The organism is Vibrio sp. THAF190c (assembly GCF_009363355.1).
In the GTDB taxonomy this organism is placed as follows: Bacteria; Pseudomonadota; Gammaproteobacteria; order Enterobacterales; family Vibrionaceae; genus Vibrio; species Vibrio fortis_A.
Window position 1 is genome coordinate 661,372 of sequence record NZ_CP045338.1, and the last position, 13,526, is coordinate 674,897.

The window sequence follows — 13,526 nt, forward strand, 5'->3', positions numbered from 1 at the left end:
TAACAACTATGAACAAGGTGTTCAAATTATCGTTAGCTGCACTATGTACTTCACTCTCTTTCTCTTCAGCAAGCGTTCTTGCTGCGGAAGATACGATCAAGGTAGGGGTTCTACACTCCTTGTCGGGCACTATGGCGATCAGTGAAACCACACTAAAAGATACGGTTCTGATGCTAATAGATGAACAGAATAAGAAAGGTGGTCTATTGGGTAAAAAGCTTGAACCTGTTGTCGTTGACCCTGCGTCAAACTGGCCATTGTTTGCTGAAAAAGCCCGTGAGTTGATTGAAAAAGAGCAAGTCGATGTGGTGTTCGGTGGTTGGACATCGGTTTCTCGTAAATCCATGTTGCCAGTGTTTGAAGAGCTCAACAGTATTCTCTTCTATCCAGTTCAATATGAAGGTGAAGAGTCTTCGAAAAACGTTTTCTATACGGGTGCTGCGCCAAACCAACAGGCAATTCCAGCTGTGGATTACTTGATGGAAGAACTCGAAGTTGAGCGTTGGGTACTTGCGGGTACCGATTATGTTTATCCGCGCACAACCAACAAGATCCTTGAAGCCTACCTGAAAGAGAAAGGTGTCGCACAAGAAGACATTATGATCAACTACACGCCATTTGGTCACTCTGATTGGCAGTCTATTGTCTCTGACATCAAGAAATTTGGCGATGCAGGCAAAAAGACAGCTGTAGTTTCAACGGTTAATGGCGATGCGAACGTTCCATTCTATAAAGAGTTGGGCGCACAAGGCATCTCATCTGAAGACATTCCTGTGATTGCCTTCTCGGTGGGCGAAGAAGAGCTATCGGGCATGGATACTGAACCATTGGTTGGTCACCTTGCAGCTTGGAACTACTTTATGAGTGTGGACACTGAAGCCAACGAAGAGTTTGTTGAGACGTGGCAAGCCTTTATCAAGAACGAAAAACGCGTGACTAACGATCCAATGGAAGCACATTACGTCGGCTTCAACATGTGGGCTCAAGCTGTGACAAACGCGGGCACCACGGATGCAGAAGCGGTACAAGATGCATTGATTGGTGTTTCAGTTCCTAACCTTTCAGGTGGCTACTCAACCATGCTACCTAACCACCACATCACTAAACCAGTACTGATCGGTGAGATCCAAGATGACGGTCAATTTGAAGTTGTTTGGGAAACCACAGGCCTTGTGGCGGGTGACGCATGGTCAAGTTACTTACCGGAATCAGCCAAGCTGTACTCTAGCTGGTCTAAGCCGTTCTCGTGTGGTGCTTTCAACGTAGAAACGAAGAAGTGTTCAGGTAGCAACTAAGCAAACCTGGATACGTGCGCCCTTGGCATTTCAGTCAACTTCGCCGAGGGCGCCTTCGTTAGTGCGCCCAAATCAGGATGAGTATCCAAGCAGCAATCAGTTTCCAAGGAACTATAACAATAGGCTGCGTAAACGTGGCTTGAATAAAAACGTGCTTGGTGGGTTAAGGAACAATAAATGAAAAACGTATTAAACGTGTTTAAGGCACTGCTGCTTCTGGTCGTCAGTGCACAGTTTGCGTGGGCCGATGTGTCCGACAACGCAAGCTTTACCAAGGCGCTAGTTGGTAAAAAAACGTCAGAGAAAGAGTCAGCCATTGAATGGCTCATTGCTTCGCAACCGGAAGGCGTTGCAAAACCACTCTTGACCAGTTGGCTTAATGGCACGCTCTACTATGTGAGTGACAGAAAGAGCGACTACTACAAACAGCTGTATTTGATTGAAGGGATCAAAACAGCCACTCAGGCGCAATCTGCATGGAGTAATGAGACTCTGGCGGTTGAGTCGACTAAGCAATTTAAAAAGGTTCGCGTAAACAACAAACTGCGTGGAATCTTACGTATTGAAATCGCCTCAATGGGGCTTAATAGCAAAGATTCAGACATCCGCTATCAATCGGTCAACAACCTGCTTGGTACCAAAGATCGCGCCATCATAGAGCGTATTGAGCTAATGCAGCCTAGCGAAGAGAATGATCGTGTCGCTGATTTAATGGCATTGCTATTGGCGGTACATACTTCTCAAGACAACCAAGCTAATGCAGCGTCGCGTATCGAAGCTATCGAAACACTCGGTGACTTCAAGCAATCCGTGGTGCTTAAAACGCTTAATTCACTGCTTAGTAAAGAGAGTGAACCCGCGATCATTGATGCGGCTGAGCGCGCGCTCGATCAATATCAGCAGAGCCAAGCTTTCTACTCAGGCGTTGAAACTGTCTTCTTCGGTTTGAGCCTAGGCTCTGTATTGGTCTTAGCAGGCATTGGCTTGGCGATTACGTTTGGTGTCATGGGCGTGATTAATATGGCTCACGGCGAGCTGATCATGATAGGCGCTTACACAACCTATGTTCTGCAACTGTTGATGCCAAACCATATTGGTACTGCGCTGCTATTGTCGATTCCTGTTGCTTTCATCGTTTCTGGGTTAGTTGGCATTCTTATCGAACGTTCTGTTATTCGTCATCTTTACGGTCGCCCACTCGAAACGCTACTTGCGACATTTGGTATCAGCTTGATCCTACAACAAGCGGTTCGCAGTATCTTCTCGCCGCTTAACCGCTCTGTGAGTACACCAGAGTGGATGGCAGGTGCGCTTGAGCTAAATCCGATGTTGTCACTGACCTATAACCGACTCTATATCATTTTGTTCTGTGCATTGGTGTTTATGGGACTGCTTATGGTTCTGAAAAAAACGCCACTTGGCTTGCAGGTACGTGCCGTATCTCAAAACCGTGCAATGGCTCGTGCTATGGGTATTCGCTCTGAGCGTGTAGATGCAATGACCTTCGGCTTAGGCTCTGGTGTCGCAGGCGTTGCGGGTGTGGCTCTCTCTCAATTGACCAATGTTGGCCCGAACATGGGACAGGCCTACATCATCGACTCATTCATGGTAGTGGTGTTTGGCGGTGTCGGTAACCTATGGGGCACCTTAGTGGCAGGTTTAAGTTTAGGCCTGTTTAACAAGATTTTAGAGCCTTGGGCAGGCGCGGTTCTCGCTAAGATCTTAGTACTGGTTTTCATCATTCTATTTATTCAAAAGCGACCACGCGGGCTATTCCCACAGCGTGGGCGCGCGGCTGAAGGTTAAGGAGAACATTATGCAGTCGAAATCTTTTGTTCTCTCAGCCTTGAGAGGTGATAAGGGCGGTCAGTTGACCATACTCGTGCTTCTTGCTGCGGTGATATTGGTGCCTATGGCCAATACGCTACTGCCAAGCGGGCACCCACTTCATGTTGAGACCTTTACCGTCTCTTTGATGGGTAAGTATTTGAGCTATGCGATGTTGGCGTTGGCGCTTGATCTGGTGTGGGGTTACCTAGGCATTCTCAGCCTTGGACACGGGGCATTCTTTGCTCTTGGTGGTTATGCGATGGGCATGTATCTGATGCGTCAGGTTGGCGATCGTGGGGTGTATGGTGACCCTATCTTACCTGACTTTATGGTGTTCCTTGATTGGTCGGCGTTACCTTGGTTCTGGAACGGTTTTGATCAGTTCTGGTTTGCCTGCTTGATGGTGTTGTTAGTGCCGGGCGCGTTGGCTTACCTGTTCGGCTACTTAGCATTTCGCTCACGAGTGTCGGGCGTGTATCTCTCGATTATGACGCAGGCGCTGACATATGCGTTGATGCTGGCGTTCTTCCGCAATGAGATGGGCTTTGGTGGTAACAATGGCCTGACTGACTTTAAAGATATTGTCGGTTTTAGCCTGCAGAGCGACGCGACCAAAATTGGTCTATTCGTATGCACGGGCTTAGCGTTGATTGTTAGCTACATCGTTTGTCGTATGGTGGTAACAAGCCGTTTAGGTCGTGTTGCGCTGGCTATTCGCGATACTGAGTCTCGTACTCGTTTCATGGGCTATGACGTTGATGGCATCAAGTTGTGGGTATTTGTGCTATCGGCGGTGATTGCAGGCATTGCAGGTGCTCTGTATGTGCCTCAAGTTGGCATCATCAACCCAGGTGAATTTGCTCCACTTAACTCCATCGAAGTCGTGGTTTGGGTTGCCTTGGGCGGTCGTGCCACTCTGTTTGGTGCGATTGTTGGTGCGCTTATTATCAATTATGCCAAGAGCTGGTTTACGGTCGAATTCCCAGAGGTGTGGCTATTCGCTCTGGGCGGTCTGTTTGTCCTATCGACCATGTACCTACCACAAGGTGTGATTGGCTTTATCAGCGATAAGTGGCAGCAACTGCGCAAGAAAACCCGTGCGTCAAAACCTGACTCTTCTAATAATGATTCATCGAATAACACGCCTTCCAACCCTAGTTCAGACAATACGGGTGGCTCATCAATCAAACCACAGGAGGTGACAGCATGAGTACATTGAACTCTCTGAAAGATTCGGTGAGCGCACTGACACGTCGCGATCAAGTCTTCGATTATCTCAAGCCAGATGTGCACCCTGCGATTGATACTCGCCATAACATTTTGCTGTATGTGGAGGGGGTGAATAAAAGCTTCGACGGCTTCAAGGCGATCAATGATCTGAATCTGTATATCAAGGAAGGGGAACTGCGCTGCATCATAGGTCCGAATGGAGCGGGTAAAACCACCATGATGGATATCATCACCGGTAAAACCAAACCCGATACAGGAGAGGTATGGCTCGGCTCTAACATCAATCTTTTGAAGATGAATGAAGCTGAAATTGCCAACGCGGGCATTGGGCGCAAGTTTCAAAAGCCAACTGTGATTGAGTGCCTTACTGTGTGGCAAAACTTAGAGCTAGCAATGTCTGGCGTGCGCTCAGTGTGGGGAACTTTCACTGCGGTGATGAACGGTGAGCAGAAAGATAAGCTGCTCTCTGTACTTGAATTGATTCACTTGCACGAAGAAGCGACCAACCTTGCGGGCAACTTGTCTCATGGTCAGAAGCAGTGGTTGGAAATCGGCATGCTGCTAATGCAAAACCCTAAGTTGTTGCTGGTGGATGAGCCTGTGGCGGGCATGACTCACCAAGAGATGGATCGTACCTCTGAACTGCTCAACTCACTGGCAGGCAAGCACTCGGTGGTGGTGGTTGAGCACGACATGGATTTTGTGCGCTCGATTGCCAGCCACGTGACGGTACTTCACCAAGGTCATGTATTGGCGGAAGGCACCATGGATCAAGTGCAAGCGCATCCACAAGTGAAACAGGTTTATCTGGGAGAATAAGATGTTACAAGTGAAATCCGTTAACCAGTATTACGGTGAAAGCCATACCTTGTGGGATCTAGATATGCATATTCCAGAAGGCAAGTGCACCGTACTTATGGGTCGTAATGGCGTCGGTAAAACCACCTTGTTGCAGTGCATTATGGGGTTGGTCAAAGTTGAAAGTGGTGACATCTCGCTTTCTGGACAATCTCTGTTGAAAACCGATGCAGAAGAGCGTCCAAGACAGGGAATTGGTTATGTGCCGCAGGGGCGTCAAATCTTCCCTATGCTCACGGTTCAAGAGAACCTAGAGGTTGGACTGCCTATCCGTGACAAAGGCGATCGCAAGATCCCGGAGTTTATCTTCGATCTGTTTCCGGTATTGAAAGAGATGCTACATCGTCGCGGAGGCGATCTGTCTGGCGGTCAACAGCAGCAACTTGCGATCGGTAGAGCTTTGGTAGTCAATCCGAAGCTGCTGATTCTGGATGAGCCGACCGAGGGCATTCAGCCGAATATTGTTCAGGAGATTGGCGACATTATCCGGATGCTCAACGAAAAGATGGGACTGACGGTACTGCTCGTTGAGCAGAAGCTGCCGTTCGCTCGCAAGGTTGGCGATCGTTTTTGCATTCTTGACCGAGGCCGACAAGTAGCAGAAGGCGAAATGGAAGGCCTCGATGAAAAATTGATAAAGGAGTATCTCACGGTATGAGCGATGTACTTAACGCGATCTTGGAAGACGCGCAGCCACTTGGGATGGCAATTGAAGAAGATGTGAGAGACGGCTGGCAAGCCAATTTGAATCTTACCTTTGCAGACCGTGGTGACAAAACCGTACTCAAGCACCGCTATCAGTTGGGGCCTCTTGCTGTGCAGAGACCTCTGTATCCCGATGGCAAAACCTGTCACAGCTACCTGCTGCATCCACCGGGTGGTGTTGTGGGAGGGGATACCTTAAATATTGATATCTCAGTAGAAAGTGGAGCGCACACTCTGATCACAACACCGGGTGCTACCAAGTTCTATCGTTCTAACGCTAAGTACGCAAAGCAGAAACAGATGCTGCACGTCGCTAAAGATGCGCGCCTTGAGTGGATGCCACAAGAGAACATCTTTTTCCCCGATGCGCATGTTCGCTTAGACACTGAAATCTATCTTGAAAAAGGTGCACAGTTTTGGGGTTGGGAGATGCACTGTTTTGGTCGGCCTGCACAAAATGAGGGATTTGAGCAAGGACATCTGGTTGGGAAAACCGAAATCTATTTAGATAACAAGAAATTGCTTACCGAAGGTTTTAACTTTCATGGTGGTGATAAGTTAATGATAAATATGGGGTTATTAAACTATCCGATGATGGGGACTTTCTATATTACCGCGGATGAGCCACAAGATTTAGAGTTGGTACAGAGCTTGCTCTTATCTATTACACAGCAAGCTTCACTGCAACCTGTTCATTTTGGTTCATCGAGTAAGTCCTCATTAATTATGGGCGCGACACAAATTGAAGGGTTGATTGTGATCCGGGCTTTAGGTCATTGGAGTGAAGACATACTCCAAGCCTTTGGACAGATATGGCAAGCAACGCGCTCACACCTTTGTGGCTCCACCCCTGATTTACCAAGGATTTGGGCGACTTAGCGACCTGCCCATTTTTGTACCGAGGGTAGACTTCCAGCCCTCGGTACTTTTTTTCGCTTGCTGTGTGAAAAATTAACTTAGTTCAGAAGGAAAATGAGCTAAGTATCTAGACGAACAGTGGGCAAGTAAATGGAATTAACACCAAGAGAAAAAGACAAACTCCTCATTTTCTGCGCAGGTATGCTCGCGCAGCAGAGAAAAGACAAAGGCTTAAAACTTAACTATCCAGAGTCCATCGCACTGATCAGCAGTGCCATTCTCGAAGGTGCGAGAGAAGGAAAAACCGTCTCCGAGTTAATGGATTTTGGGCGTACTCTTCTCACCGTCGATGATGTGATGGAGGGCATTCCCTCTATGATCCCCGATGTGCAAGTCGAGGCCACCTTTCCTGATGGCACCAAGTTGGTGACTGTTCACGAACCGATTGTGTAAGGAGAGCTCAATGGCCAGTTCCAATTCAAACTACAGCGGGTTTGTACCCGGAAAGATAGAGACCGCACCCGGCACCATCATCTTGAATGAAGGGCGAGATACTGTCTCAGTTAAGGTCAACAACATTGGTGACCGTCCGGTTCAAATAGGCTCTCACTATCACTTCTATGAAGCGAACCCTTCGCTGATTTTCGAACGAGAATTAACTAAGGGCTATCGCCTGAACATCCCTGCTGGCACTGCAACCCGTTTTGAGCCAGGCCAGTCGCGAACTGTGGAGCTGGTGAGCTATGCAGGTGCAAGGGAAGTGTACGGCTTCCAAGGAAAAGTGATGGGTAAGCTTTAACGGTCAACACTACCCAAAGCATATAACCGTCAAAGAGACAAAATAACAAAGGATTGATAATGGCGACGATATCCCGACAGGCATATGCCGAGATGTTTGGGCCAACAATCGGCGACCGCGTGCGTCTTGCAGATACCGATTTATGGCTAGAAGTAGAAAAGGATTACACCGTTTACGGTGACGAAGTGAAGTTTGGTGGCGGTAAAGTGATTCGTGATGGCATGGGACAGAGCCAGCGCGTGAGTGCAGAAACGCCAGATCTTGTAATCACCAATGCCGTTGTACTTGATTATTGGGGCATCGTAAAAGCCGATGTTGCGATTAAAGATGGCCGCATTCAGGCGCTCGGTAAAGCCGGTAACCCAGATGTACAGCCGGGTGTTGATATTGTGATTGGCCCGGGCACTGAAATCTTAGCCGGTGAGGGAGCAATCCTGACGGCTGGTGGTATTGACTCACACATTCATTTTATCTGCCCGCAGCAGATTGAAGAGGCGTTGGCGTCTGGTGTTACTACTATGATTGGTGGAGGTACTGGGCCAAATACCGGTACCAATGCCACGACCTGTACGCCGGGTCCGTGGAACATGCACCGTATGTTGGAAGCCTTAGACGAATATCCAATGAACTTTGGCTTACTCGGCAAGGGTAACGCTAGCCAACCAGAAGCACTACGAGAGCAAGTGGCTGCGGGTGCGGTGGGCTTGAAGCTGCATGAAGACTGGGGGACAACACCCGCCTCGATCGATACGTGCCTAAGTGTCGCCGATGAGATGGATGTACAAGTGGCGATTCATACCGACACCTTGAATGAATCAGGCTTTGTGGAATCGACACTCGGTGCAATTGGTGAGCGCGTGATTCATACCTATCATACGGAAGGAGCCGGTGGCGGTCATGCGCCCGATATCATTCGCGCTGCAGGTGAACCGAATGTATTGCCGTCATCAACCAACCCAACAAGGCCTTATACGGTTAATACGGTTGATGAGCATTTAGATATGCTGATGGTGTGTCACCACCTTTCTCCGTCGATTGCTGAAGATGTCGCATTTGCTGAGTCTCGTATTCGTCGTGAGACCATCGCTGCCGAAGACATTCTTCATGATCTTGGCGCTTTCTCGATGATCGCATCGGATTCGCAAGCAATGGGACGCGTGGGCGAGGTGGTCACTCGTACTTGGCAAACCGCGCACAAGATGAAAGTGCAGCGTGGCAGCCTAGAGGAGGATTCAGACTACAGCGATAACTTCCGTCTGCGTCGCTATATTGCAAAGTACACCATTAACCCTGCCATTACTCACGGCATGGCGCATGAAATTGGCTCAATTGAACAAGGTAAGTTGGCCGACCTTGTGTTGTGGAAACCAGCCTTTTTTGGCGTGAAGCCAAGTGTGATTCTGAAAGGCGGCATGATCGCGATGGCACCGATGGGCGATCCTAATGCCTCCATCCCAACGCCACAGCCTGTGCATTACCGCTCTATGTTTGGTAGCTCGGGCAAGGCAAGTCAAAACACCTCAATGCTGTTTGTGTCTCAAGAAGCCAAGGCGCAAAACATTGATAAGCAGCTTGGGCTGAAGAGCCTAATTGGAGTAGTCAGCAACTGTCGCAACATCAGCAAAGCAGATATGAAGCTCAATGACTGGATGCCGAAGATCGAAGTCGATTCACAAACCTATCAAGTTCGAGCCGATGGCCAGCTGCTTGAGTGTGAGCCGGCTGAAGAGCTGCCGATGGCACAGCGTTACTTTTTGTTTTAACGAAAAGTTGTTTTAAAGAAAAGTTGTTTTGAGAGCAGCTGTTTCAGAAAAGAACGGTTTTACGAAAAATTATTTTAGAGAGCTCCTGATTTGAACACTCTTGTTTTAAGAGCTCGGATATTAATTCTATGCCTTGTACAAGGCTATGAATCTCATATGGAGGTTGAGTAATAACATGATTGAACTAACTCAAATTCAAGCAGAGCAGAGCACGGCTCCCGATGGCTTTTTGAGCCTACCGATCGATAGTCGTATTAAGAGTCGTCTTAAAGTGACGCTCGATGATGGCCGTGATGCTGGTTTGTTTCTTCCTCGCGGACACATCCTACGTGGAGGCGAACAGCTCACCAGTGAGTGTGGCTTAACGGTCGAAGTGAAAGCGGCACCGGAAACCGTCTCTACGGTGTATTGCGATGATGCGCATCTACTGACGCGCGTGGCGTATCACCTAGGTAACCGACATGTTCCCCTACAAGTAGAGGCAGGCTGGGTTCGCTACCAGCACGACCATGTACTGGATGAAATGGTCGAGGGTTTAGGTGCAATAGTAACAACCGAAAAACAACCTTTTGAACCAGAAGGTGGGGCTTATGGTGGGCGCTCTGGCGGTCATCACCACCATCACTAATCGAGTCATTTGAAACTCATCTTTTGATAGATACAACAAAGATATTAATAACAATAAAGCAAGGATTACGCGATGAACTTTAAACACGCTGCAAGCTTAACGACACTAACAATCGCTTCGCTAACAACACCAACTTTGGCTTTGGCTCACCCTGGACATGATCACGGCTCTCACTCATTTTTCTCAGGTCTAACGCACCCTGTTACCGGCGTCGACCATCTCATTATGCTGGTGGCATTTGGCATGTTGATTGGTGCGCTCTCTTATTCCAACAAGGTTAAATCCGCTCTAGTCGGTGGCGGTCTTGTCTCTCTTATGGCGGGTCTATTGGTCGGTCAAGCAATGGGCTTCTCTGTCGTGGTTGAGCCTGCGATTATCGCTTCTCTATTTGTCGTAAGCCTATGTCTATGGCATGTCTTTTCACCTTCAACGACCAAGGTTAACAGCGTACTGGCGGTTTCAATCGGTTTCCTGTTCTTCCATGGTTACGCCCACGGCGTTGAAGCTGCGTCTGGCCTTACACAATTCGCGGCAGGCATGGGCGTAAGTGCTTTGGGGTTGATGGGCGTTGGCTATGTTGCCGGCAAGGCGCTGTATTCAAAATGGGCATCACTGGGTGTGGCTTCGCTAAGCGCGCTATTTTTAATGGCCGCCTAAATTGCCCCTAGGGAGATAAGCATGCAAGCAACAGCGAATCTCGCGAGCTATCGCCTATTTCAATTAATTAGCCCTTCATTACCAATCGGTGGCTTCACCTACTCTCAAGGGCTGGAATATGCCGTGGAAGCAGGGTGGGTGACCAATCGCGATACGATGGAGCAGTGGCTGAATTACATGGCGAACTCAAGCGTCGCCACCCTAGAGCTGCCAATTATCGATCGACTCTATCTGGCACTAGAACAAGGCGAGCTCGATCAGGTTGAGTACTGGTGTGATTTTTTGTACGCAAGCCGGGAAACCAGCGAACTGCGCGCGGAGGAGAAACAGCGTGGTTTGGCTCTGTTTACGCTGCTTAAGCGGTTGGAAATTGATGTCTCTGTCATGGATTCAATTCAATCGCACCCTAATCAACTGTTGGGATTCTGCATAGCGGCAAGGCATTGGAAAATCAGCTTAGAGGACTTAAAGCAAGGCTACCTGTGGAGTTGGTTAGAGAACTTGGTCACTGCAGGCGTGAAGCTAGTACCACTTGGTCAAACCGATGGTCAGCTAGCACTACTGAATGTCACACAGCGATTTCCTGCAGTGCTCAATCAGGCGCAAAAAATTGAAGATTGGATGATTGGTAGTTTCACGCCGTCGCTCTCGATTGCCAGCTCACTGCATGAAACACAATACACAAGACTATTTCGTTCATAGCGCAACGATGTAGTGGAAAGAATATAAGGAATAAGACTATGGAAAGTTATAAGCAACCGCTTCGAATTGGTATCGGTGGCCCAGTTGGGTCTGGTAAAACCGCACTGCTTGAGGTGTTGTGTAAAGCAATTCGCGACAAGCTGAATATCGCGGTCGTAACCAACGATATCTATACCCAGGAAGATGCAAAGATCCTAACTCGAGCCGAAGCTTTAGAACCTGATCGTATCATCGGTGTTGAAACAGGCGGCTGCCCACACACTGCGATTCGTGAAGATGCGTCAATGAACCTCGCAGCCGTTGAGGAGCTAGCTAAACTGCACAAAAATCTTGATGTGGTGTTTGTTGAGAGTGGTGGTGATAACCTGAGTGCGACGTTCAGCCCAGAGCTGGCCGACCTGACCATCTATGTAATTGACGTTGCAGAAGGGGAGAAGATCCCACGTAAAGGTGGCCCGGGTATTACTCGCTCGGATCTGCTGGTGATTAACAAGATTGATTTGGCACCTTATGTTGGCGCGTCGCTAGAAGTGATGGAGCAAGACACACAACGTATGCGTCCAACTAAGCCGTTTGTGTTTACCAACCTTAAAGAGAGTAAAGGCCTAGACACCATCATCAACTTTATCGTGACTGAAGGCATGCTCACTCTTAAAGAGCCAGAGAAGACAAGCTAGTTATTCGCAGCTTCTGATAATTTCCCCCATAAGCAAAAGCCCTATCAAATCTGATAGGGCTTTCTAGTTTAGTGCTGCTTAGTTACTTATGCTTTTACAATCTTTTGGGTGACTTGCGATTCAATCACACCATCTTCAACTTGCGTTTTTATTACTTCGCCAACATTCACATCTTCAATTGAAGAGACCGTCTGTTTAGAGGCTGAATGAGTTATGCTGTAGCCACGCTTAAGTGTCGCGAGTGGGCTTACTGTTTCTAACTTCTCTGCGGCCATGGCGAGCTGGTGGCGAGTGGTTAGCAGTGTCTTATCCATCGCATCCAATAGCTTTTGCTCAGAGCGTTGCAGGTGCAGTTTTTGTTCGCCCAAGCGCTTAACTGGTGAGTTCAACTGAAGCTGATGTTGCTTACGCTCGACACGCTGTTGATGCTGCTTAAGGTATTGAGTCATCCCGCGGCGCAGACGCATGTCTAGGTCATCAAGCTGCTGGCTTTGTTTTTGCAGCTGGTAGCTTGGATGCTGTTTCTCTAAGCGGAACTTAAGCGCATGTGTTGATTGTGCTTGCTTCATCAATAGGTGACGAATCGCGCTGACTAAGCGTGCACGCTTGGCCGCAAAGGCCTGTTCTTTATGGCTGTTATCACGGCTCACTAACTCAGCCGCCGCCGATGGCGTTGGTGCACGCATATCTGCAACAAAGTCAGCAATTGTGACATCCACCTCGTGGCCGACGGCACTGATGATTGGAATCTGGCTTGCGGCAATGGTGCGTGCAACAATCTCGTTGTTGAAGCACCAAAGGTCTTCCAGTGAACCACCGCCACGGCCCACAATCAACACATCACATTCATTACGCTCATTGGCGCGTCCAATCGCTTGGGCGATCTGAATCGAAGCTTCTTCGCCTTGAACCATGGTTGGATAAACCACGACAGGTAAGGATGGATCACGACGCTTAAGTACGTCCAAGATATCGTAGAGAGCGGCGCCCGTTTTCGAAGTGATGACACCAACACGCTTAGGGTGTTCTGGCAGAGGTTGCTTACTTGATTGAGCAAACAGACCTTCCGCAGCAAGGTTCATCTTGAGTTTTTCAAACTCTTGCTGAAGTCGACCATCGCCCTCAGGCTGCATGCTTTCAATGATCAGCTGATAGTCACCACGCGGCTCATAAAGAGACAGGCGGGCTTTAACTAATACTTGATTACCGTTCTGAGGCTTAAATGTCACTCGGCGGTTGTTACCGCGGAACATGGCACATTTCACCTGAGCACGAGAGTCTTTAAGGGTGAGGTACCAGTGACCAGAGACAGGCGCTGAGAAATTGGAGATCTCTCCGACGAGCCAGACAATACCCATTTCATTTTCAAGAAGAAGTCGAACCTCTGCATTGAGGCGAGAAACAGTAAAGATGTTTGGATTGGTCATAGAGGCGCTATCTTTGTAGGACGGTCTTATGTCGTATCTCACAGGGCGTGAGTATGGAAGATAGCGGCAATATAATACATATCAAGGGGGTAAATGC

General features: G+C 48.5%; 14 protein-coding genes. 13 read left to right on the forward strand and 1 reads right to left on the reverse strand.

Translation table 11 applies throughout. The annotated features are described in order from the left end of the window. Window positions 1-8 precede the first annotated feature (8 nt). The 13 genes from urtA (at window position 9) to ureG (ending at window position 12,002) form a co-directional block, all read left to right on the forward strand. Window positions 9-1,295, forward strand: a complete 1,287-nt coding sequence (gene urtA, locus FIV04_RS02945; RefSeq protein WP_150895763.1) for an urea ABC transporter substrate-binding protein — start codon at window positions 9-11, stop codon at window positions 1,293-1,295. 177 nt (window positions 1,296-1,472) lie between these two features. After that, a complete protein-coding gene (gene urtB / locus FIV04_RS02950; protein ID WP_152468211.1) occupies window positions 1,473-3,101 on the forward strand; it encodes an urea ABC transporter permease subunit UrtB in 1,629 nt (542 codons plus the stop codon). 10 nt (window positions 3,102-3,111) lie between these two features. After that, on the forward strand, window positions 3,112-4,335 hold the full coding sequence (urtC, locus tag FIV04_RS02955; protein WP_152468212.1) for an urea ABC transporter permease subunit UrtC: 1,224 nt from the start codon (window positions 3,112-3,114) through the stop codon (window positions 4,333-4,335). Beyond that, window positions 4,332-5,174 (forward strand): urea ABC transporter ATP-binding protein UrtD, encoded by an 843-nt coding sequence (gene urtD / locus FIV04_RS02960; protein ID WP_032551327.1) that lies wholly within the window; start codon window positions 4,332-4,334, stop codon window positions 5,172-5,174. Before urtC ends, urtD begins: the two co-directional genes overlap by 4 nt. A 1-nt stretch (window position 5,175) precedes the next feature. Then, window positions 5,176-5,871 (forward strand): urea ABC transporter ATP-binding subunit UrtE, encoded by a 696-nt coding sequence (gene urtE, locus FIV04_RS02965; RefSeq protein WP_150871123.1) that lies wholly within the window; start codon window positions 5,176-5,178, stop codon window positions 5,869-5,871. Then, complete coding sequence (locus FIV04_RS02970; RefSeq protein WP_150895761.1) at window positions 5,868-6,797, forward strand: urease accessory protein UreD; 930 nt, start codon at window positions 5,868-5,870, stop codon at window positions 6,795-6,797. The genes urtE and FIV04_RS02970 overlap by 4 nt, the downstream gene beginning before the upstream one ends. Window positions 6,798-6,926: 129 nt before the next feature. Beyond that, window positions 6,927-7,229: an urease subunit gamma gene (gene ureA / locus FIV04_RS02975; protein ID WP_032551330.1), complete on the forward strand. Its 303-nt coding sequence runs from the start codon at window positions 6,927-6,929 to the stop codon at window positions 7,227-7,229. Between the two features lie 10 nt (window positions 7,230-7,239). Continuing rightward, on the forward strand, window positions 7,240-7,575 hold the full coding sequence (locus FIV04_RS02980) for an urease subunit beta (protein ID WP_152468213.1): 336 nt from the start codon (window positions 7,240-7,242) through the stop codon (window positions 7,573-7,575). A 59-nt stretch (window positions 7,576-7,634) separates the two neighbouring features. After that, the gene (gene ureC / locus FIV04_RS02985) at window positions 7,635-9,338 is read left to right on the forward strand and encodes an urease subunit alpha (protein WP_152468214.1); all 1,704 of its coding nucleotides are present in this window, start codon (window positions 7,635-7,637) and stop codon (window positions 9,336-9,338) included. Window positions 9,339-9,513: 175 nt separating this feature from the next. Next, window positions 9,514-9,966: an urease accessory protein UreE gene (ureE, locus tag FIV04_RS02990; RefSeq protein ID WP_152468215.1), complete on the forward strand. Its 453-nt coding sequence runs from the start codon at window positions 9,514-9,516 to the stop codon at window positions 9,964-9,966. A 72-nt stretch (window positions 9,967-10,038) separates the two neighbouring features. Then, window positions 10,039-10,623 carry a HupE/UreJ family protein gene (locus tag FIV04_RS02995; protein WP_152468216.1) on the forward strand — a complete coding sequence of 195 codons (585 nt, stop codon included), beginning with the start codon at window positions 10,039-10,041 and terminating at the stop codon, window positions 10,621-10,623. Window positions 10,624-10,644: 21 nt separating this feature from the next. Then, window positions 10,645-11,325, forward strand: a complete 681-nt coding sequence (locus FIV04_RS03000; RefSeq protein ID WP_152468217.1) for an urease accessory protein UreF — start codon at window positions 10,645-10,647, stop codon at window positions 11,323-11,325. Window positions 11,326-11,363: 38 nt separating this feature from the next. Continuing rightward, window positions 11,364-12,002, forward strand: a complete 639-nt coding sequence (gene ureG / locus FIV04_RS03005) for an urease accessory protein UreG (RefSeq protein WP_152468218.1) — start codon at window positions 11,364-11,366, stop codon at window positions 12,000-12,002. 86 nt (window positions 12,003-12,088) lie between these two features. On the opposite strand, the gene xseA is transcribed toward ureG, so the two are convergent. Beyond that, a complete protein-coding gene (xseA, locus tag FIV04_RS03010) occupies window positions 12,089-13,429 on the reverse strand; it encodes an exodeoxyribonuclease VII large subunit (RefSeq protein WP_152468219.1) in 1,341 nt (446 codons plus the stop codon). Window positions 13,430-13,526: the final 97 nt, after the last annotated feature.